The organism is Nonomuraea sp. NPDC001699 (assembly GCF_053596455.1).
Genome location: NZ_JBSFGF010000016.1, coordinates 58,912 through 79,167, shown reverse-complemented (window position 1 = coordinate 79,167; position 20,256 = coordinate 58,912). Strand labels below are relative to the sequence as shown.

At 73.4% G+C, this 20,256-nt stretch carries 16 protein-coding genes; 10 read left to right on the top strand and 6 right to left on the bottom strand.

Going from position 1 to position 20,256, the window contains the following annotated elements; genetic code table 11:
- The first annotated feature begins 77 nt into the window (after positions 1-77).
- The 6 genes from ACWCSU_RS36150 to ACWCSU_RS36125 all read left to right on the top strand — a co-directional run bounded on the left by ACWCSU_RS36150 (position 78) and on the right by ACWCSU_RS36125 (position 6,449).
- On the top strand, positions 78-1,037 hold the full coding sequence (locus ACWCSU_RS36150) for an alpha/beta hydrolase (RefSeq protein WP_357706906.1): 960 nt from the start codon (positions 78-80) through the stop codon (positions 1,035-1,037).
- An 85-nt stretch (positions 1,038-1,122) separates the two neighbouring features.
- The gene (locus tag ACWCSU_RS36145) at positions 1,123-1,491 is read left to right on the top strand and encodes a nuclear transport factor 2 family protein (RefSeq protein ID WP_357706905.1); all 369 of its coding nucleotides are present in this window, start codon (positions 1,123-1,125) and stop codon (positions 1,489-1,491) included.
- Between the two features lie 146 nt (positions 1,492-1,637).
- A complete protein-coding gene (locus ACWCSU_RS36140; RefSeq protein ID WP_449941164.1) occupies positions 1,638-2,957 on the top strand; it encodes an MFS transporter in 1,320 nt (439 codons plus the stop codon).
- Entirely contained in the window at positions 2,954-3,895 is a 942-nt protein-coding gene (locus ACWCSU_RS36135) for a hypothetical protein (protein WP_449941161.1), read from the top strand. Before ACWCSU_RS36140 ends, ACWCSU_RS36135 begins: the two co-directional genes overlap by 4 nt.
- On the top strand, positions 3,892-4,947 hold the full coding sequence (locus ACWCSU_RS36130; protein ID WP_449941158.1) for a DUF917 domain-containing protein: 1,056 nt from the start codon (positions 3,892-3,894) through the stop codon (positions 4,945-4,947). The genes ACWCSU_RS36135 and ACWCSU_RS36130 overlap by 4 nt, the downstream gene beginning before the upstream one ends.
- Positions 4,944-6,449 carry a PucR family transcriptional regulator gene (locus tag ACWCSU_RS36125; RefSeq protein WP_449941156.1) on the top strand — a complete coding sequence of 502 codons (1,506 nt, stop codon included), beginning with the start codon at positions 4,944-4,946 and terminating at the stop codon, positions 6,447-6,449. The genes ACWCSU_RS36130 and ACWCSU_RS36125 overlap by 4 nt, the downstream gene beginning before the upstream one ends.
- Before the next feature lie 21 nt (positions 6,450-6,470).
- Here the strand turns inward: ACWCSU_RS36125 and ACWCSU_RS36120 are convergent, their stop codons facing one another.
- The 3 genes from ACWCSU_RS36120 to ACWCSU_RS36110 all read right to left on the bottom strand — a co-directional run bounded on the left by ACWCSU_RS36120 (position 6,471) and on the right by ACWCSU_RS36110 (position 11,468).
- The gene (locus tag ACWCSU_RS36120; protein WP_357706899.1) at positions 6,471-7,691 is read right to left on the bottom strand and encodes a right-handed parallel beta-helix repeat-containing protein; all 1,221 of its coding nucleotides are present in this window, start codon (positions 7,689-7,691) and stop codon (positions 6,471-6,473) included.
- 124 nt (positions 7,692-7,815) lie between these two features.
- Entirely contained in the window at positions 7,816-9,444 is a 1,629-nt protein-coding gene (locus tag ACWCSU_RS36115; RefSeq protein WP_449941154.1) for a hydantoinase B/oxoprolinase family protein, read from the bottom strand.
- Entirely contained in the window at positions 9,441-11,468 is a 2,028-nt protein-coding gene (locus ACWCSU_RS36110) for a hydantoinase/oxoprolinase family protein (RefSeq protein WP_449941151.1), read from the bottom strand. The genes ACWCSU_RS36115 and ACWCSU_RS36110 overlap by 4 nt, the downstream gene beginning before the upstream one ends.
- Before the next feature lie 129 nt (positions 11,469-11,597).
- Between ACWCSU_RS36110 and ACWCSU_RS36105 the strand changes: the two genes are divergently transcribed.
- Positions 11,598-12,218, top strand: a complete 621-nt coding sequence (locus ACWCSU_RS36105) for a YigZ family protein (RefSeq protein WP_357706896.1) — start codon at positions 11,598-11,600, stop codon at positions 12,216-12,218.
- A 6-nt stretch (positions 12,219-12,224) separates the two neighbouring features.
- Here the strand turns inward: ACWCSU_RS36105 and ACWCSU_RS36100 are convergent, their stop codons facing one another.
- Entirely contained in the window at positions 12,225-13,460 is a 1,236-nt protein-coding gene (locus ACWCSU_RS36100) for an isochorismate synthase (protein WP_357706895.1), read from the bottom strand.
- A 217-nt stretch (positions 13,461-13,677) separates the two neighbouring features.
- Here ACWCSU_RS36100 and ACWCSU_RS36095 point away from each other — a divergent pair, with 217 nt between their 5' ends.
- The 3 genes from ACWCSU_RS36095 to ACWCSU_RS36085 all read left to right on the top strand — a co-directional run bounded on the left by ACWCSU_RS36095 (position 13,678) and on the right by ACWCSU_RS36085 (position 16,041).
- The gene (locus ACWCSU_RS36095) at positions 13,678-14,508 is read left to right on the top strand and encodes an SGNH/GDSL hydrolase family protein (protein WP_364095730.1); all 831 of its coding nucleotides are present in this window, start codon (positions 13,678-13,680) and stop codon (positions 14,506-14,508) included.
- A gap of 107 nt (positions 14,509-14,615) precedes the next feature.
- A complete protein-coding gene (locus tag ACWCSU_RS36090) occupies positions 14,616-15,179 on the top strand; it encodes an RNA polymerase sigma factor (protein ID WP_357706892.1) in 564 nt (187 codons plus the stop codon).
- Positions 15,172-16,041, top strand: coding sequence for a CU044_5270 family protein (locus tag ACWCSU_RS36085; protein ID WP_449941146.1), 870 nt, complete (start codon positions 15,172-15,174; stop codon positions 16,039-16,041). Before ACWCSU_RS36090 ends, ACWCSU_RS36085 begins: the two co-directional genes overlap by 8 nt.
- Positions 16,042-16,180: 139 nt before the next feature.
- Here ACWCSU_RS36085 and ACWCSU_RS36080 read toward each other — a convergent pair whose 3' ends face one another.
- Both ACWCSU_RS36080 and ACWCSU_RS36075 read right to left on the bottom strand, forming a co-directional pair.
- The gene (locus ACWCSU_RS36080; RefSeq protein ID WP_449941144.1) at positions 16,181-19,366 is read right to left on the bottom strand and encodes a S8 family serine peptidase; all 3,186 of its coding nucleotides are present in this window, start codon (positions 19,364-19,366) and stop codon (positions 16,181-16,183) included.
- A 90-nt stretch (positions 19,367-19,456) separates the two neighbouring features.
- Positions 19,457-20,170 (bottom strand): HNH endonuclease family protein, encoded by a 714-nt coding sequence (locus tag ACWCSU_RS36075; RefSeq protein ID WP_357710959.1) that lies wholly within the window; start codon positions 20,168-20,170, stop codon positions 19,457-19,459.
- Positions 20,171-20,256 lie beyond the last annotated feature (86 nt).

The following is a 20,256-nucleotide window of genomic DNA, read 5'->3' as shown; positions in this document are numbered from 1 at the left end:
GGCGATCGGATCGAGGTAGGCGCAGGCAGGAACCGGGTGGATGACACTGACAACCGAGGGCGGCCACCGTGACGACGATGATCAGCAAGCAGATCGTGCTGGAGAAGGCGGCGCAGGAGTTCGCCGACGCCAACGCCAAGCGTCCCTTCATCTACGAGCTGCCGCCCGAGCAGGGCCGCGAGGTGCTGGAGAAGCTGCAGTCCGACCCGGCCGTGCCCAGGCCGGAGGTGGACGAGGAGTGGATCCAGGTCCAGGGCGGCCCGACGGGCATCGTGCCGGTGCGGATCGTCAGGCCCAAGGGGGCCACGGGCACGCTGCCGGTCATCTTCTACATCCACGGCGCGGGCTGGGTGTTCGGCTCGGCGCACACGCATGACCGGCTCGTCCGCGAGCTGGCCGTACGGACCGGCGCCGCCGTCGTCTTCCCCGAGTACGACCGCGCGCCCGAGGCGAAGTACCCCACGCAGATCGAGCAGAACTACGCCGCCGCCCAGTGGGTGGCCCAGCACGGCGCGGAGAAGGGCCTCGACCCCTCCCGCATGGCCGTGGCCGGGGACTCGGTGGGCGGCAACATGTCGATCGTGCTGACGCTGATGGCCAAGGAACGCGGTGACGTGCGGCTGCTCGGCCAGGTGCTGTTCTACCCGGTCACGGACGCGAACTTCGACACCGAGTCCTACAAGCAGTTCGCCACGGGCTACTACCTCAACCGGGACGGCATGAAGTGGTTCTGGGACCAGTACACGACAGATCCGGCGCAGCGCGCGGAGAGCCACGCCTCGCCGCTGCGCGCGAGCGACCGGGAGCTGCGCGGCCTGCCGCCGGCCCTGGTGCTGAACGGCGAGGCCGACGTCCTGCGGGACGAGGGCGAGGCGTACGCGGCCCGGCTGCGGGAGGCGGGCAACGACGTCACCGCGGTCCAGCTCGCGGGGATGGTGCACGACTTCGCCATGGTGGACCTGCTGCGCGACACCAACGCCAACAAGGCCGCCATGGGCCTGGCGGTGGCCAAGCTGCGCGAGTGGCTCAATCCCTGATCTACACCGTAAAGACGCCGGCGTTCCGCGCTACCCATACGGTGAGAAAGAACCATATTTCACCAAGACAAGGGAGTACGGAAGCGTGGCACGCGACGCTGTCTGGGCCGTTATTACCGGCATGTACGACGCCTACGCACAAGGCGACAGGCAGGGCATCGACCGGCTCCTCCACCCGGAGGCCACGATCTGGGACTCCGCCGAGCCCGGCCTGATCACCAGCAGGCGGCAGCTCGACAGAGTGCGCGACGCGCGCCCGTCGGACGGCCCGGCGGAGACCTCCGTCCGGGCCATCGACGAGATCGTGGACGTGTGGGGCGACACCGCCCTGGCCAGGTACCTGCTGCAGGTGGACTTCGAGCACGGCGACCCCGAGCTCGTCCGGACGACGTGCGTGCTGCGCCTGGTGGACGGCGAGTGGAAGATCGTCCACGTGCACGAGAACACGCTCTGACGCAAGGGGTGGCCGCCGTCCGGCGGGCCTGGAAGTGCGCGGCGCACAGCCGGACCGGCCCCGGCCGGGCGTCGCGCACACCGAGGCGGAAGGGGGACGGCCCTATGGTGCGGCAATACTTCGCGCCCCCCTCCGAGGAGCCTTGCATGACCGCCACCGAAGCACCGACGCTCCCCATCGGGGCGGCGTTCGACCGGATGCCGTTCTCCCGCCGGCACGTGCTCATCGCGCTCGCGCTGTTCATCGCCTTCGTCATCGAGTCGTGGGAGCAGCTCGCGCTGGTCTACGTCTCCGGCGACCTCGGCCCGGCGTTCGGCATCGACGAGGCCGGGATCGGCGTCGTGCTGTCGGCGGTGGCGTTCGGCATGATCCCCGGCGTGCTGGTCTGGGGTCCGCTCGCCGACCGCATCGGGCGCAAGCCGACCGCGTTCTGGTCGCTGCTGGCCTACGGCGTGATCGCGTTCGCCTCGGCGTTCGCGCCGAACCTGGCGACGCTGGTCGCGCTGCGCGTCGGCTCCGGGCTCGCGCTGGCCGGCGTCTACACGATCACCTTCCCGCTCTTCCTGGAGCTGCTGCCCACCAGGCACCGGGGGCGGGCGGCGGTGTACCTGTCGATCGGCTGGCCCATCGGCATGCTGGCGGCCATCGCCGCCTCGGTGACGCTCGGCGGCCTCGGCTGGCACGTCGTGGTGATCGCCAGCGCGGCGGCCGGGCTGTGGGCGTTCGCGATCAGGGCGTGGGTGCCGGAGTCGCCGTACTGGCTGGCCGCGCGCGGGCGGCAGGAGGAGGCGCGGGCCGTGCTGCGCACCCTGGGCAGCCCCGACGCCGAGGCGACGTTCACCATGGCGGGCACGGCGGCGAGCGGCCGCGTGGGCAATCCGATGGACCTGCTGCGCGGCCGGCTGGCCCGGATCACCGTGCTCATGCTGGCGCTCAACTTCGTCTTCAACTGGGGCTACTGGGGGCTGCAGACCTGGCTGCCGACGTTGCTCCAGGCCAAGGGCCTGTCGTTGTCGGCCTCGCTGGGCTTCGCCGCGCTCAGCGCGCTGATGATGATCCCCGGTTACGTGAGCGCGTCGCTGCTGACCGGGCGGTTCGGCCGCAAGAAGGTCTTCCTGTTCTACGTCGTCGCGGCCGTGCTGGGCGGCCTGTGGTTCGCCACCGCGAGCAGCCTGCCGGGCCTGTACCTGGGCAACTTCGTCCTGTCGTTCTTCAGCCTGGGCGCGTGGGGCGTCTGGAACACCTGGAACGGCGAGTTCTACCCGACCGCCCTGCGCGGCACCGGCTACTCCTGGGCCACGGCGTCCCAGCTCGTGGCCACCACGGTCGCGCCGTCGGCCGTGGGCGCGCTGCTCGCCCACGCCACCGGCTTCACCGCGACGATGCTGGTGATCAACGCGTTCATGGTGGCCACGGCGCTGCTGGCGGTGCCGCTGCCCGAGACCGAAGGGCGCGAGCTGGAGTGATCCTCGGCGTCGCGCTGGACGGGCCGTCGCCGGCGGTGGTGGCCGTCGGCGACGGCGCGCCGCCGCCGGAGGCGGTACGCGCCTGCGTGGCGGTCGACCTCGACGGGATGCCGCGCGCGCCGGTGGCCGCGATCCGCGTCGGCGGCCCGTGCCCGCCGGTGTTGCGGCCGGTGGCCGAGCCGGGGGTGGCGACGATCGTGCGCGGCGGGCACAGCCTGACCGGCCGCCCGCTGGCGCCGCTGGACACCGGCGCGGTACGCGAGTTCGCCGCCGGCTGCGGCCTGATCGACTTCGCCGTGACGGCGACCGGGTCGCCGATGCTGGCCGACCACGAGCTGGCGGTGGCCGCGATCATCGCGGCGGAGGTGCCCGCGGCCCGGATCACGCTGTCGTACGAGTTCGGCCGCCCCGGCCTGCGGGAGCGCGAGGCGCACGCGATCAGGAACGCGGCGCTCGGCCCCGAGGCCGGCCGGATCGCCGACCGGGTGGCGCGGGAGCTGCCCGGGGTGCCGCTGTTCTTCGCCCGCTCGGGCAGCGGCCTGGTGTCGGCGCACTACTTCCGCCGCTACCCGCGGGCCTGCGACCGCGGCGGGACGACCAGCCTGCGCCGCGGCCGGGCCGCCCTGGCCACGGCGGACCGCCCGGCGCCGTTCGAGGTGATCGAGCCCGGCGGCGGGGGCGAGGACCTGCTGGCCGCCGCCTACGGGGCCGCGCTCGCCCGGCCCGAGGCCCAGGTGGAGCGCATCGTGCAGGCGCGCGGCCGGGCCGAGCTGGACCGGGCGCTGCAGGACGCCAGGGACGAGGCCCTGACCCGCGTGGTCAGCGCCGGCGCCGCCCCCGGCTTCGCCCGCATCGCCGAGACCATCGTCAACCCCCTGTCCTACCTGCCCGACGGCTTCTACCGGGTGCGCGTCACGGCGGAAGGCGCGACGCCGTGACCCGGCTCATCGGCCCCGACGAGCTGCGCCGCTTCTCGGCGGGGTCGCGGCTGTTCGCCACGGGCGCCGGCGAGTCCTCCTACAGCCTCACCTTCGCCTGGGCGGAGTCGGTGCTCGGCGACGGCGTCGAGCTGGCCGCCGCCGGCGAGCTGGACCCGGGGACGTTGTGCATGGTGGTCAGCCTGGCCGGGTCCACCACGGCGCTCGGCGAGCAACTGCCCGCGGGCGACGAGCCCGTACGGGCGGTGCGGGCGCTGGAGCGGCGGCTGGGGGAGCGGACCGGGGCCGTGGTGGCGCTCAACCTGGCGGCCGAGAACGCGCTGATCCCGCTGGTCGCCGCGGCGGCCCTGGGCGTGCCGCTGGTCGACGGCGACGGGACGGGACGGGTGTTCCCGCTGGTGGAGCAGACGACGTACACGCTGGGCGGGCTCAGCGCGACCCCGCTGGCGCTGGCCGGGGCGTCGGGGGAGCTGGTGCTGCTGGAGACGGCGGGCGGCCGGGTGGAGGAGCTGCTGCGTCCGGTCGTGCTGGCGGTGGGCGGGTGGGCGGTGGCCGCCTGCTACCCGATGGCGGCGCGGGACCTGGCCCGGGTGCTGGTGCCGGGCACGGTCAGCCTGCTGCTGGCGGCCGGGGCGCCCGGCGCGCCGCGCTCGGCGGCCGCCCCGTACGGGGTGCGCACGCTGTGCGCGGGCCGCATCCTGGCCGTCGAGGGCAGCACGGGGCACGGCGCCGACGTGGCCATGCCCTCGCTGCCCTCCAGCATCGTGGTGCAGGAGTCGGCCGGGCTGCGCAGGCTCGTCCGGCTGGAGGCGCACAACGAGATCGTGCTCGCCCTGGCCGACGGGGCCCCGGTGGCGATGGCGCCGGACCAGATCTGCATGATCGCGTCCGCCGACGGCCTGGTCGTGGACGTCGACAAGGCGGCGCCCGGCATGGAGGTGGAGGTCATGGTGGTCAAGGCCGCGCCGGTGTGGCACACGGGCCGGGGGCTCGCGCTGGGCGGGCTGCGGGCCTTCGGGATCCCGTTCGAGCAGCGGGCGGAGTCGCCGTGAGCGGGCTGCGCGAGCCGGGCTGGGAGGCGCCGGTCACGGTGGCGGAGCTGGTCAACACCGGCCCGCTGGCCGGGGCCCGGATGTACGGCAGCGGCGACAACCCCGTGCACCAGGTCCGCATCGTGGACGACCTGTCGGTGTTCGGCGCGGTGACGCCGCACACGGCGGTCGTGCTGATCGGGGCGGCGGCCGGCGGCGGCTGGGCGGTCGAGATGGCCATGCGCCGGGCCTGGGAGCAGGCGGCGGCCTGCGTGATCGCGCCGTCGGGCGGCCTGAGCGCCGGGTCGGGCGAGGTGCTGGCCGAACGGCTCGGCGTCACCCTGATCTTCGTGGACGAGGACCCGCTGATCGTCGCCGTCCGGGTCGCGTCGGCGGCCTCCCGTCCCGAGGCGGCGCGCACCCAGCTCGTGGCCCGCTGCGCGACCCGGCTGGCCGACGCGGGCCCGTCGGCGCGGCGGGTGCTCGGGGTGCTCAACGCCGAGCTGCCCGGCACGTCGGTGGCCTTCCTCGACCGGTACGGCCTGCACGTCGCCGGCCGCCAGAGTGCCGCCCGCGCGCCGGGCGACCACGAGCAGCCCCGGCCGTCGGGCTCCCGGTGGGCGGCCGAGGTCGAGGTGCCCGGCCAGGACGGCCCCGCGCTCGGCACGCTGGTGGCCGCCGGGACGTCGCGCTCGCCCGGCTGGCCCGCGGTGGTGCGGACCGTGCTGGGCCTGGCGGTGGCGCCGCTGGCGGCGTGGGCGGCCCAGGAACGCCTGCGCGCCTCACGTGACTTCGCCCTGCAGTCGGCGCTGGCCCGGCGGCTGCTCACCGAGGGACGGCCCGCCCACGAGCCGGCCGGGGACGGCGGCATCTGGCTGGAAGGGGCCCCGGCGGAGGCGGTGGCGCTGGGATGGGCGGTGCGCGGGGCCCTGACGGCCTACCACGTCCGGCCGGTGGGGGCGCTGGCCGACGACGGGCCACTCGTCCAGGCGCTGGTCACCGCGGCGCTGGGCCAGGTGCCGGTGCTGCGGCGCGGCGAGGGGTGGGCCGGCTGGTCGCCGGAGCCGCCCGGCGGGCTCGCCGAGCATCTGCGGCGCTGCGTGGAGAGCATGCCGTGGCCGTGCGCGGCCGGGGTGGGCGCCGCGGTGGAGGGGCTGGACGCGGTGGGGGAGTCGCTGCTCGGCGCCGAGGCGGCGGCGTTCGTGGCCGGCGCGGGCACGGTGGCCCGCGCCGACCGGATGGGACCGGCCGAGCTGCTCGGCGCGCTCCCGGCGGGGGTGCTGCGGGCGCCCGCGGCCGTCGTGCTCCAGCCGCTGCTGGCCGTCGACAAGGACGGCACGCTGCTGGTGACGCTGGCCGCCGTCCTGGACGAGGGCGGCGCCCTCAAGGCCGCCGAACGCCTGGGCGTGCACCGCAACACGGTCACCACCCGTCTGGAACGCATCAAGGCCGCCGGCTTCGACCTGGACGACGCCGCCACCCGGCTGGCGCTCCAGCTCGCCTGCCACGTGCTGCTGCGCTGAACCGGGGGGCGGCGCTTCGGGTCAGTAGCCCCTGGTGAGGTGCACGCCCGCGCCGACCTTGCGCCGCTTCCCGACGCCGTCGAGGAGGTTGCCCGAGGAGGCGATCGACATCGACTCGCCCTCACCCTTGGCCAGCAGGATGCCGGTCTCGCGCTTGGTGCCGTGGCCGACGACGGTGTTGCCGGTGATCGCGGCGTGGCCCGCGCCGTAGTTGACCTCGTTCAGCGCCAGGTAGACGAAGTCCACGCCGTCGGGGAGCGGGCCGGTCGCGGCGATCTTGCGCTCGGGCGGCGCCGCACCGCTCTGGCGGGCCTTGCGCAGTTCGGCCAGCGCGTTCGGGTGCGGCAGGAACTTGTGCACGCGGTTGCCGGTGATCGTGGTCGCGGCATCGCCCTGCAGGTCGCAGCGGATGCCGTAGTACGTCTGGCCCGCCGTGCCCTCGGAGCCGAAGTCCTCGATGTAGTTGTCCTGGATCGAGGTGCCGAAGCAGCGGTGGGCGTCGATGGCGTTCTTCGGCGTCCCGTACAGGTGCAGGCCGCTCATCGTCCAGCCGGCCGCGTTGTCGCTCTGGATGGCATTGGTGCCGCTGAAGCCGATCCAGGAGCGCTGGAGCGTCCAGTCGGTGACGGAGTTGCCCGGGTCGACGACGCGGATGCCGGCCTCGGCGGCGCCCTCGATGTAGACGTCGCTGATGACGCTGTTGACCATCGTGTTGCGCAGCGTCGTGCCGTTCCTGGACGGGTTGCTGATGCGGATGCCGTCGGACGGCGTGCCGTAGATGTCCACGTCGTAGACCCGGGTGTTCCACGAGCGCAGCAGCAGGCCGACCGTGCCGGTGTTGTGGTCGCGGTTGCCGTCGATGGTCAGCCGCTCGACGCGCACGCTCTCGCCGCTGAACTCGGTGTCCTCCAGCCAACCCTTGGAGGCCAGCACCGCGGGCAGGTTGGCGCCGTCGGCCTGCTTGAGCACCGTGCCGGCCTTGGCGTCGCCCCGGTAGGTGCGCCGGTCGGCCAGGCTGATCGTGGCGTCGATCAGGCACGGCCCCTTGATGACGATCTCGTCGCCGTCCTTGGAGGAGTCGATGGCCGCCTGGATCGCCGCGGCGTCGCCGGCGGCGTCGGAGCAGGCGGCCTCCACCCTGGCGGCCGAGGCGGGCGCGGCCGGCGTCAGCACGGCGACGCCGGCCAGGCCCGCGGCGAGCGCGGCGGAGCCGGCCAGAAGGCGCGTTCGTAACATGGTCATGGAAGTCCCCTCGTGAAGATGGTCATGGCGGGGACACAGCCTCCCCAGGCCGCGCGTGCCCCCGCGTTGTCGATCATCTTCACAGACCGGGGAACAATCCGTGCGATTTTCGGGCGAACGCGGATCAGTTCGTGATCATGCCCTCGGCCAGGTCGGCGGCCCGCGCCTGCGGGGAACGGCGATCGGCGGGGCCGTAGCCGCCGCCTCCGCCCGACTCGCAGCGCAGCACGTCACCGGCCGACACCGGCAGCGCGTTGACCTTGAGCATCTCGCGCTCGCCCGCCGTGCCCGGGTTGAGCGTCACCCGCGGGGGAGCGCCCGCCGCGCCGCCGGCCAGGCCCCACGCGGGCGTGACCGAGCGCTCGAACCACAGCGACAGCGAGGTGTCGCCGCAGAACTCGTACTCGCGCACCACGCCGTCGCCGCCGCGCCACTGCCCGGCGCCGCCGGTGCCCGGACGCAGCTCGTAGCGGCGCACCCGGACCGGGAACAGCGTCTCCAGCACCTCGATGGGCATGTCCCGCAGCGAGCCGTTGACGTTGTTGATCAGGCAGGACTCGCCGTCGCCGCCCTCCCACGCCCCCCAGCCGCCGACCGTGGCCTCCTGGGAGACGTACAGCTTGCCGGTGCGCGGGTCCGTCCCGGTGAACTGCACGATCATCGAGTCCCCGTACGAGGCCGCCGCCGCCTTGCCCGGCAGCACCGGGGCCAGCGCCTTGACCACCAGGTCGATGAGCAGCCCGAGATGGGAGTAGTAGTACTGGCACGCCGCCGGGGCCCGCGCGGCCAGCATCGAACCCGGCCGGGTCTCGACGCTCAGCGGACGGAACGAGCCCCCGTTCAGCGGCACGTCCCCCGACACCAGCAGCTTGTACCCCACCCGCACCGCCGCCACGGCCTGCGCGGCGCCGCAGTTGACCGGGCCGAGCGCCTGGTCGGCGCAGTCGGTCAGGTCCACGTGCATCGACTCGCCCGACACCGTGACCGTCACGTTCACCGGCAGCGGCGTGTCCAGGTCGATGCCGTCGTTGTCGAGGAAGCCGGACGCCTCGTACTCGCCGTCGGGGATGGCGGCGATGGCCTGGCGTTCCATGCGCTCGGTCTGGGCGAAGATCTGGTCCCGGGCGGCCATGACCGTCTCCAGGCCCCAGCGCGAGACGATCTCCCGCAGCCGCCGCTGCCCGGTCATCGCGCAGCTCACCTGGGCCCGCATGTCGCCGAGCGTGGCGTGCGGGAAGCGCACGTTCCCGGCGATCACCTCGTGCAGGTCGCGGCACGGCTGCCCGCCCGCGTACACCTTGACCGGGCCCAGCCGCAGGCCCTCCTGGAAGATCGACGTGGAGTTCATCGAGCCGCCGGGGTCCTTGGAGCCGACGTCCAGCCAGTGCGCCCGCGAGGCGGCGAACCCGGCCAGCTCGCCGTCGGCGAAGATCGGGCCGTAGACGGTGACGTCGTTGAGGTGGGTGCCGCCGACGTAGGAGTCGTTCAGCACCCACACGTCGCCCTCCTGCCACACCTCGCGGCCGTACAGGCGCTCGGTCTCGCGGGTGCACACCTCCAGGTTGCCCAGGAAGATCGGCAGCCCGGACGACTGCCCGAGCACGTTGTGGTCGCGGTCGAGCAGCGCCACCGCGCAGTCCTTGGCCTCGTAGATCACGGGCGTGTACGAGCTGCGGATCAGGGTGGTGTTCATGTCCTCGGCGGCCTGCAACAGGGCACACCGGATGATCTCGGTCGTCACTGGGTCGATCACTGGACGTCCACCTTCACGATGAGGAAGCCGTTGTCGTCGATGGCCGCCAGGCAGCCCGGCGGGATGACCGTGGTCGCGGTCTCCTCGACCACGATCGCGGGCCCGGCGAACGAGCCGGACAGGCCCGCCCGCCGCAGCACGGGCGTGCGGTGCGGCACGCCGTCGAAGATCACGTCCCGGACGCCCGCCGCCGTCTCCTCCGGCGCCTCGGCGGCCGTGGCGGCGGCGCGCGGGAACGAGCCGAACCCGGTGCTGCGCAGCATGACGAACTCGACCGGCGCCTCGGGGCTCGCGTGGCCGTACCGGCTGGTGTGGGCCTCGGCGTAGCGGGCCGCGATCGTGTCGAGGAAGCCCGGCTCGCCGGGTTCGGCGGCGTCGCGCAGCGGGATGGTGAGCGTGTAGTCCTGGCCCTCGTAGCGCAGGTCCACGGCGTGCTCGACCCTGCGCCGCTCCTCAGGGACGCCCTGCCCGGCCAGCGCGTCCAGCGCCTCCCGCTCCAAGGCGACCAGGTGCCGGGACATGCCGGGGCCGTCGAGCGCGTCCTGCGGCCGGAAGTAGGGCCGCGTCAGGTCCCGGCGCACGTCCGCCTCCAGCATCCCCCAGGCCGAGAACGCGCCCGGGAAGCGCGGGACGACGACCTCGGAAATGCCCAGCTCGCGGGCGATGAACACCGCGTGCATCGCCCCCGCGCCGCCGAAGGCGACCAGCGCGAACTCCCGCGGCTCGACCCCGTGCTCGATCGTCAGCGTGCGGATCGCCTGGGCCATCTTGGCGTTGGCCACGTCGCACACGCCCTCGGCCAGCCGCAGGGGGTCCAGGCCCAGTTCCTCGGCCAGCGTGACCACGGCCGCGCCGGCCGCCTCCTCGTCCAGCGTCATCAGCCCGCCCGCGAACCAGGCCGGGTCCACCCGGCCGAGCACCACGTTCGCGTCGGTCACGGTGGGCCGCGTGCCGCCCCGGCCGTAGCAGGCCGGGCCGGGTACGGCCCCGGCCGACTCGGGGCCGACGCGCAGCGCGCCCGCCTCGGCGTAGGCGATCGAGCCGCCGCCCGCGCCGATGGTGTGCAGGTTCACGACGGGCATGAGCACCGGGTAGCCCTCGATGCGGGCCTCGGCGCTGACGTCGGGACGCCCGTTCACCACGAGCGAGACGTCGAAGGAGGTGCCGCCCATGTCCACGCAGATCGCGTTCTCCCGGCCCAGCATGCGGGCCGCGGCGACCCCGCCCATCGTGCCGCCGACCGGCCCCGACAGCAGGGTCTGCAACGGCCGCCGCATCGCGTACGAGGCGTTGACCAGGCCGCCCGACGACTGCATCACGTGCACCGGCACCGGCAGGCCGCGCTCGGCGAAGCGCCGCTCGATCCTGGCCAGGTACCGGCGCACGACCGGCCCGGTGTAGGCCTCCAGCACCGCCGAGGAGGTGCGCTCGTACTCGCGCCACTCCCGGGCGACCTCGTGCGAGAGCACCACGAGCACGTCCTCGCCCAGCTCGGCCCGCAGGATCTCACCGGCCCGCAGCTCGTGCGCCGGGTCGGCGAAGGAGAACAGCAGGCACACGGCGACGGCGTCGAAGCCCTCCTCGCGGGCCCGCCGGGCGGCCAGCCGCACCGCCTCCTCGTCGAGGGGTTCGAGCTCGCGGCCCCGGAAGTCCAGGCGGCCGCCGGCCTCCATGACGTCCCGGGGCGGCACGAGCGGCGACGGCTTGCGGTAGCGCAGGTCGAACATGCGGTCGCGGTTGCCGCGGGCGATCCGGTAGACGTCCCCGGCGCCCCGGCTCGCCAGCAGCAGCACCCGCGCGCCCTTGCGCTCCAGCAGCGCGTTGAGGCCCTGGGTGGTGCCGTGCACGAAGAACGAGATGGCCGCGGGGTCGTCCACGACCCGGCCGAGCGCGGCGAACACGCCCTCGGCCAGGTCCCCCGGTGTGGTGGGCGCCTTCGAGGCGGTGACGGCCCCCGTGCGCTCGTCGTAGCAGACGACGTCGGTGAAGGTGCCGCCGATGTCCATGGCGACGCGATAGGTCATGCGCCGCACCGTATGCGCCGGACGGCGCATCGGTCGTGTGCGTCCCGCACAGCGGAGGGGCGCCTCCCGTGCATCCCGCTCAAACCCTGTCCAGTGAATCTACAACGTAAAGGAGGTAGCCTGGCGGACGTGTCCCAGCCGTACCTCACCCTCGCGGCCGGCGTCGAGCACGAGACCGAGGTGCGCCGCTCCCGGTTCGTCTGCGCGCTGGCCCCCGCCCGTACCGTCGAGGAGGCCGCCGCCTTCATCGCCGGCCGCCGTCGCGAGCACGCCGGCGCCACCCACAACTGCACGGCGTACGTGATCGGGCAGCGGCTGCAGAAGGGCGACGACGACGGCGAGCCCGGCGGCACGGCGGGCACGCCGATGGTCCAGGCGCTGGTCGGCCGGGGGTTCAACGACGTGGTCGCGGTGGTCACGCGCTATTTCGGCGGCGTGCTGCTGGGCGCGGGCGGGCTGGTGCGCGCCTACGGCGGAGCGGTGACCGAGACGCTCGACCTGGTGCAGCCGGTGCGGATGGTCCCGGCCAGGCTGGTCAGCGTCTCGGTGGCCCACGACCAGGCGGGCCGGGTGGAGAACGACCTGCGCGCCTCCCGCTTCGCGCTGCGCGAGGTGACCTACGCGGCCGGGGTGACGTTCGCGGTGGCGGTGGGGGAGGACGAGGTGGCGGCGTTCGCCGAGTGGGTGGCCGCGCTGACGGCCGGCCGGGCGCGCGTCGAGGTGGGCGAGGGCGTGCACGTGCCGGGCTGAGGCCGTTCAGCCCTCCAGCGCGTACTGCATGACGCGGAACTTGGCCTGGGCCTCGGCCAGTTCGGCGGCCGGGTCGGAGTCGCCCATGATGCCGCCGCCGGCGAACAGCCGGGCGCGGTTGCCCTCGATCAGCCCCGAGCGCAGGGCGATGCCCCATTCGCCGTCGCCGTGGGCGTCGATCCAGCCGACGGGGCCCGCGTAGCCGGCGCGGTCCATGCCCTCCAGCTCGCGGATGACCTTGATGGCGGTGTCGGTCGGGGTGCCGCCGACGGCGGCGGTGGGGTGCATGGCGGCCACCACGTCGAGCACGGACGCGCCGTCGGCCAGCCGCCCGGTGACGTGGCTGGCCAGGTGCTGGACGTTGGGCAGCACGAGGAGCTCGGGCTCGTCGGGGGTGTCGAGCGAGGCGCAGAGCGGGGCGAGGGTCTGGCGCACGGAGGCGATGGCGCACTCGTGCTCGTGGCGGTCCTTCGGGGAGGCGAACAGCGCGGCGCCGCGGGCGACGTCGTCGGCCGGGCCGGTGCCGCGGGCGGTGGTGCCGGCCAGGACGAGGGATTCGATCTCCTGTCCGGTGCGGCGGATGAGCAGCTCGGGGGTGGCGCCGACGAGCCCGGCCACGGAGAAGGTGTAGCACTCGGGGTAGCGCCGGGCCAGCCGGGTCAGCAGCAGGCGCACGTCGATGGGGTGCTCGGCGGTGGCGAGCAGGTCGCGGGCGAGCACGACCTTCTCCAGCTCGCCGTCGCGGATGCGGCGGGCGGCCCGGGCGACGACGTGCTCCCATTGGGGCGCGGTGAGGCTGCCGTCGCCGTAGCTGATGCGGCCGGGCTCGCGGATGGGGCTGAACGTCTCCAGCGGGGCCTCGCCGACGGTGGTGAGCCAGGCCCGGCCGCCGCGGCGGGCCAGCACGGCGCGGGGGACGACGAGCACCGACCCGGGGGCGTCCTCGTCGAAGGTGAAGCTGCCGAAGGCCACGGGACCGGAGCCGGAGCCGGGGGAGCGCCCGGCGTCGTCGGCGGGCGCGTCGCCGAGGACGGTGCGCAGCCACTCGCGGGCCCAGGCGAAGCGGCCGGGGCCCGGCGGCACGGCGACGCGGGCGGCCTGACCCCATCCCACCAGGCCCTCGCCGTTCCTGATCCAGGCGTAGGGCGCCGTCTTCGGGAGGGATGCCAGCAGGTCACCGGGGTCGCCGACGGGGGTGGTGCGAACCGGTAGCGGGCGGGTTGTTCCGAGCGCGACACTCACTCAACACACTCTATGCGGGAACTGAACACGTTCGACTCGGACCCCCGTGAATGCGGTGTTACTACCCGCGAACCAGGAAAAAACCGGATCTTGACCTGGGATGTGGGCAACCTGCCCGCGTACAGGCTGTCAAGCGGTGATAGGAAGACGGTCCTGAAATGGCAGACCTCGCCTTGAGGACATGGTGCCGCCTTGATCGACTCCCTACCTTGGGGCCATGATCGGTCGCCTTTCCCCCGTCGTCACCGCCCTCCTCGTCCTGGCCGCCGCAGGGCCCGCGCAGGCCGTCGCCGCAGCTCAGCCCGTCCCTGAGACGATGGCGGCGCTGGGCGACTCGATCTCCACGGGCTTCAACTCCTGCGGCTGGTACGTCTCCTGCGCGGCCCGTTCGTGGGCGGCGGGCGACAACGCGGCGGTGGACAGCCATTACCTGCGGCTGCGGAGCCTGGCTGGAACGCTCCATCGCGAGAACTTCGCCGTGCCGGGTTCGACGAGCGCCGATCTGCTCGGCCAGGTGAACAAGGCGATCGAGGCGAAGGCCGATTATGTGACGATCCTCATAGGCGCCCAGGACGCCTGCAAGCGCACCGAGCGGGAGATGACGCCGGTCGCGCTCTACCGCCGGCGGATGGACGCCGCGTTGTCGGCCTTGCGCGCCGGCATGCCGCAGGCCAGGGTGTTCATCGCCAGCGTCCCCGACCTGCGGCGGTTGTGGCAGGTCGGCAAGGGCAACCCGCTGGCCCGTACGTTCTGGACCATCGGGAAGGTCTGCCAGACCATGCTGGCCGACCCGGCCTCGATGAGGAAGGCCGACGTCGAGCGCCGGGCGCGGGTGCGGGCGCGGGTGATGGCCTACAACCAGGAGGCGGCGCAGGCGTGCCAGGCCATGGGGCCGGCCTGCGACACCGACGAGGGCGCGATCTTCTCCTTCCCGTTCACGCTCGGCCACGTCAGCAAGTGGGACTTCTTCCACCCCAACCTCGCCGGTCAGAAGGCGCTGGCCGAGCAGACGTTCGAGCACGGGTTCACCTGGGAGGACCCCCGCTAGCCGCAGCCGTGGGTCGGCGGTCGGGAAGAAAGACCGCGTGCGCCGCGAAGGGTGGGTGAATGTAATGATCACCCACCGGAAGGCACACTCATGACAAAGACCGGCACATGACCGCCCACGTGGGCGAGCAGGTGGCCGACGCCGACCTCGTCGCCGGCTACCGGCGGAACCCTGAGCTGTTCACCGCCGTGTACGACCGGTATTTCCATGACGTCTACCGGTACGTGGCGGGACGCCTGGGCAGCCAGGTGGCCGAGGACATCGCGGCGGAGACGTTCCTGCTGGCGTTCGACCGGCGTGACCGGTTCAACCCGGAAATAGGTGGTCTGCGGCCCTGGCTGCTCGGCTTCGCCACCAACCTGGTGGCCAGGCACCGCCACAAGGAGGCCCGCCGCTACAAGGCGCTGGCCCGGCTGGACCCCGCGCCGGTCGTGGAGGGGCACGAGAACCGGGTCGTCACGTCCGCGACCGCGCAGCCGTACCTGGCGAAGGCGCTCGCCTCGCTGAACGGCGGCGAGCGTGACGTGCTGCTGCTCCTGGCGCTGGGCCAGCTCAGCTACAACGAGATCGCCCAGGCGCTCGGCATTTCCCTCGGCACCGTGGGGTCGCGGCTCAGCCGGGCCCGCGCCAAGATCCAGGCCCTCACCGACAAGGAGACCACCCATGGATGACCTGGAAGAGATCGCCACCTTGCTGGACGAGCCGGAGCCGTCCGCCGGGGCGGTCGCGCGCGGCAGGGAGCGCCTGGAGCGAAGGGTGCTGGCGGGCCGGGCACGCCGGCGTGCCGGCTGGTTCGTCCCGGGTGTCGCCCTGGCCGCCGCCGGTGCCGTCGCGGCGGTCGTGTTCGCCACGGGGGCGCCCACGAACGGCGGCGCACCGGTCACGGGCAAGGAGGTCCTGCTCATGGCCGCCGTCCACGCGGAACGTACGCCCCAGGGCTCCGGGACGTACTGGCACGTCACGCGTCGGTGGCTCGCGTCGGACGCCCCGCCGCCGATAGAGAGCTGGACCAGGCGCGACGGCAAGCGCTGGACCAGGGCCGTGCCGGGGGATCACGCCGGCGCCGTCATCCAGGCGCCGGACTCGAAGACGCTCAGGCTCAAGGGCGCCAAGGTGAGCTTCGAGGAGCTCGAAGCGCTGCCGACGGACCCGGAGGCGCTGAAGGCGTGGATCGTCGCGCGCGAAGGCCGAGAGACGGACATGTCCGCGTCCGAGATCCGCGGCGATCCCACCCTCACCCTGCTCGCGCTGATCACCGACCTGCCGACGCCCGCGGCGGTCCGCTCGGCCGCGTTCCGCGCGCTCGCCGCGACACCGGGGGTGGTGAACATGGGCGCGGTCGAAGGCGGCCAGCGTCTGAGCCTTCCGGACCCCGACGACGGCACGGACATCGAACTGGTCATCGATCCCGAGAAGGCCCGGGTGGTCCGCGCCAACCTCATCCTCGTCGACGACGGCGACTTGGCGTTCAGCGCCGAGTTCATCTCCGTGACCACCGAGTGGACGGACCAGCTTCCTGCGGTGAAGAGCTGAAGCGGGATCCCATGAGCCCCGCGGGTGATCGCGACCGCTGACGGGCCTCCTCACCCGCACTCGTCCGCCCCCGGGCCGCAAGGCCCGGGGGCGGACGAGTCGTGATTCGCCGGGAGCCTCAGCTCACCGGCCGTACGGGTCAGCCCACGGCGTAGGCGCGGGTCACGGTCTGGGTGACGCCGTCGCCCGCCTTGTCGGTGACGGTCGCGCGCAGCGAGACGTACCCCGCGGTGGCCGGGTTGTCCAGCCGTGCCGTCCAGCCCGATCGGCTCGCCCGGACGGGCACCGGTCGCCACGTCCTGCCGTCGTCGGCGGACGCCTCCAGCTTGATCGAGGAGACCGCCGCCCGGCCGGCGCCGGGAGCGCGCTCGACCCGGATCGGGATGGTGGTCCGTGATCCCGGCTTGGCGCGGTTGTCGTCATCGAGGTCCTGCGGCGTGTAGCGCACGGCCATCAGCGGCAGGGGCTCGGGCTTCGCCGTACGGGCGGAGCGGAAGGTCCAGACGGCGTCGACCGCAGTGGACAGCTTCGCCTCCGGCCGCCGGGAGGAGGCGGTCAGCGCGTAGGCGGTGTCGGCCTGCGGCAACGTGGCGGTGAGCGTGCACTCCTCGCTGCGGTAGGGGAGGCAGCCGGCGATGCCGGTCGTGGCGATCTCCTTTCCGTTCCCGGTCAGGGTGAGGGTGCCGGTCGCGGCCGCGTCCATGCCGGTACGCCCGGCGGTTCCGCTGCTGTACAGCCCGTCGGCGGGGAAGGCCAGGGTGTCGCCGGCCCGGCTGCCGCCGGAGACGGCGAACGAGGGGCCGGTCACCGCGGCGTTCCAGACCTGGGTGAAGTTCCTGTCGCGCACCGGGCCGGTGCCCTGCTCGATCAGGCCGCCCGTGCTGAACTCGTCGTTCCACGCGAAACCCGGGGTGAGGTACCGCGTCAGGCGGCTCGGCAGCGGCATGTCCTCCCACATGCTCAATCCCGGCGAGAGGACGCCGCCGGGCAGCACCGGCCCCGTGTTCAGCAGGCCGGTGGCACCCGGGACGGTCGAGCGGTACGTCTCGGTCGCCTTGACCATGTCCCGCGTCCGCGCGGCGTACCCGGGGTTGTCGGGGAAGCCGTCCGTCCGCTGGTCGACGAGGTCGTAGCGGTACGGGCTGGGCGTCGTGTCCTTCTTGGTCCAGACGGTCTGGGCCAGGTAGGTGAGCCCCGGCTGCCGCACCGGGACGAAGTAGAAGCCGCCGGAGTAGCCGAACGCGATCATCGCGGTTGTCCAGGGCCCGTTGACCACGGAGAGGGAGAGCGCGGGATCGGGGACGGCCGTGGGGTCGTCGACCGTGAACGTGATCCGCTTCGCCTTGCTCCCGTCGACCGTCAGCGACACGTCGGCGTCGTCGATCTCGAACGGCTGGTGCGCGAGCGTCAAGCTGCGTTCCGCCTTCCCCCAGATCTCGCTGTAGAGGTTCCAGCGTCCCTTCGGCAGCCTGATCGTGGCCGTGTCGCCGTGGAAGACGAGGCCGCGCTGCGCGCCGGTCGCCTGGTCGTAGACGAGGCTCTGTACGCCGTCGGCGGTCCCCCCGTCCCTGCCCTTGACGGTCACCGTGACGTCATGGGACTCCGGCTCCACGTAGGCCCCGGCCGGGGTGCGGACCACCGTGTCACCGGCCGTGGCGGTGACGATGCCCGGATAGTCGCCGGGGCCCTTGCCCTCGGCGTCGATGGTCACCGTGACCGACGCCTGCCCGCCCGCGGGCACCTCCAGCCGCTGCGGCGACAGCGTGAGCACGTCGGAGCCGTCCGCGAGGTCCAGGGTGACGGGCGCGGCCCCGGTGTTGCTGTAGGTGATCTTCCCGGTGGCCCGCCGCTCGCCGGGCCGGCCCCAGGGGAAGGCGGCCCACACGCCGGTGGGAGTGGCGATCACCTCCTGGGTCAGCGAGCGGAGCACGTCCACCCGCCCGGCGCCCTGCTGGTACGGCGTGGCACCGTCGGTCGGGCTGGCGCTGCCGACGAGCGCCGCCTTGAGCTGCTGCCCGGTCCAGTCGGGATGGCGCTGGGCGAGGATGGCCGCCGCTCCCGCCACGTGCGGGCTGGCCATCGACGTGCCGCTCATCGCCACGTGGGTTCCGTCGGCGGTGCCCGCCGCGGCGGCGGCCACGATGTCCACGCCGGGGGCGGTGAGGTCCGGCTTGACCGCATGGTCGCCGATACGCGGGCCCGTGCTGGAGAAGTCGGCCACCTGGTCGGAGCGGTCCACCGCGCCGACGGTCAGCGCGGCGTCGGCGCTGCCGGGGCTGCTCACGCTGCCCCCGCTCTGCTCGCCCTCGTTGCCCGCGGCCGCCACGAACAGGGTGCCCGTGGCTTGCGACAGGGTGTTGACCGCCTGCTCGATCGGGTCGAGGCCGGGTTCGTCGGGGCCGCCGAAACTCATGTTGACGATCTTGGCCTTGACCTCCGTGGCGGCCCACTCCATCCCGGCCAGGATCGCGGAGTCGCTGATGCGCTCACCCAGCTTGCCGAAGGCGATGCGGGCTCCCGGCGCCACGCCGCGGTACTTCTCGCCGGCGCCGGCGATGATCGAGGTGACGTGCGTGCCGTGTCCGACTCGATCGGTGATGTCAGGCTCGTCGGAGAAGTTCCGCGACTGGGTGACCACGTCCTTCAGGTCGGGATGCGTGGGGTCGTACCCGCTGTCGAGCACCGCGACCGTGACGCCCTGTCCGGTGAGACCCCGCTGCCACGCCTCGGTCGCGCCGATCTGCTTGGTGCTGCGATCCAGGGTGTACGAACGCCGGCCGTCCAGCCAGATCCTGCCCTTGCCCGCGGCCAGCGTGGACGCCCCGCCGAGCAGGCTCCGCCACGCCTCGCCGGCGCCCTTCTTGGCCACCCGCTGGGCCGTCATGTTCAGGCTGGTCAGTTGCCGGGTGGCCGCCGCGCCTCGCAGCGCGGGGGCCGTTCCCCGCGGCGACTGTGTGATCAGCGGGATGTCGGGCGTGTCCGCGTCGCCGTAGCGCCAGGCGAGCAACTGGGTGACATCGAACAGCCGCTCGTCCAGCACCCCCTGGGCGACCAGGGGCGCGGCGTCGGACGGGACGACGTACAGGTGCCCGTCGCGGTACCCGGAGGAGAAGTGCACCTCCCGGTCCGCGCCCGGCTCCACCCGGAAGCTCCTGCCCGTGACCACGACCCGGTCGCCGGTCAGCAGCGTCACACTGCCCGCCGTGCCGGAGCGCGGCTGCCCGGGCCCTTCCCGGCCCGCGTCGGCCGTGCCGGTTCCCGTCGTCGCGCTCACACTCAGCGTGCCTGCCAGGACCGCTGCCAGCAGTCCCTTGCCTAACGTCATTGATCCTCGCAAGAAGAGAAAACGATCGCTTTCCTCTCCTCTTCCGCGTAAGGCCGTTTCTTCTTCCATGGCCCCTGAAGCGGACCGGGGCTAGCGGCACTGGGCGAGCATGGCGTTCTTGTCGGCCCTGGTCACGGGCAGGTCGTACTTGAGCGCGACCTGGGCGAAGCGGGTGACGTACGCGCAGCGGACGCTGCGCTGGGGAGGCAGCCAGCCCGACGGGCCCGAGGCGTCCTTCTCCTCGTTGGCGCGGCCGTCCACGGGTAACAGGTTGAGCGGGTCGTTGGCGAAGTCGAGGCGTTTGGCCATCGGCCAGCGCGGCGCGCCCATGCGCCAGCCGTAGTTGAGCGGCACGACGTGGTCCACCTGCACCTCGTCGGCCTGGGCCTTGCGCCAGGAGATGAGCCGGCCGGTGTAGGGGTCGGTCAGCTTCATGGCGACCACCTCGCAGCTCGACCCGGCCCGGTACTCGACGCCGGTGCCGTCGCGGGCGAGCAGGTCGTCGCGGGTGCGGCAGCCGTTGCGGGCGTAGGGGACGCCGGTGGCGGTGTCGGCCCAGTTCTCGCCGTACCGGCTGCGGGCGTAGCCGGTGTTGGGGCCCCGGCTCTTGACGCGTAAACGGCCGATGAGGGCGCGCGCCCTGGCCCTGTCGCCGTCGGACAGGACGGGGGCGAGGCCGGGCAGCGTGCCGCTGGCGTTGCTGAGGGGGCTGGCGGCGGTGGCGGCGGGGCTCTTGGCGCTGCCGACGAAGGAGACGACGATGACCGCCCCGGCGAGCAACGCGATGACGTCCTTCGTGCCCAAGCAGCCCTCCGTGGATCCCGTGGGCGAAGTTGTCTAGAGAATTCCCGGCATTCCCGGATTTGACACGGGAAGGCTTCCCTCACTGA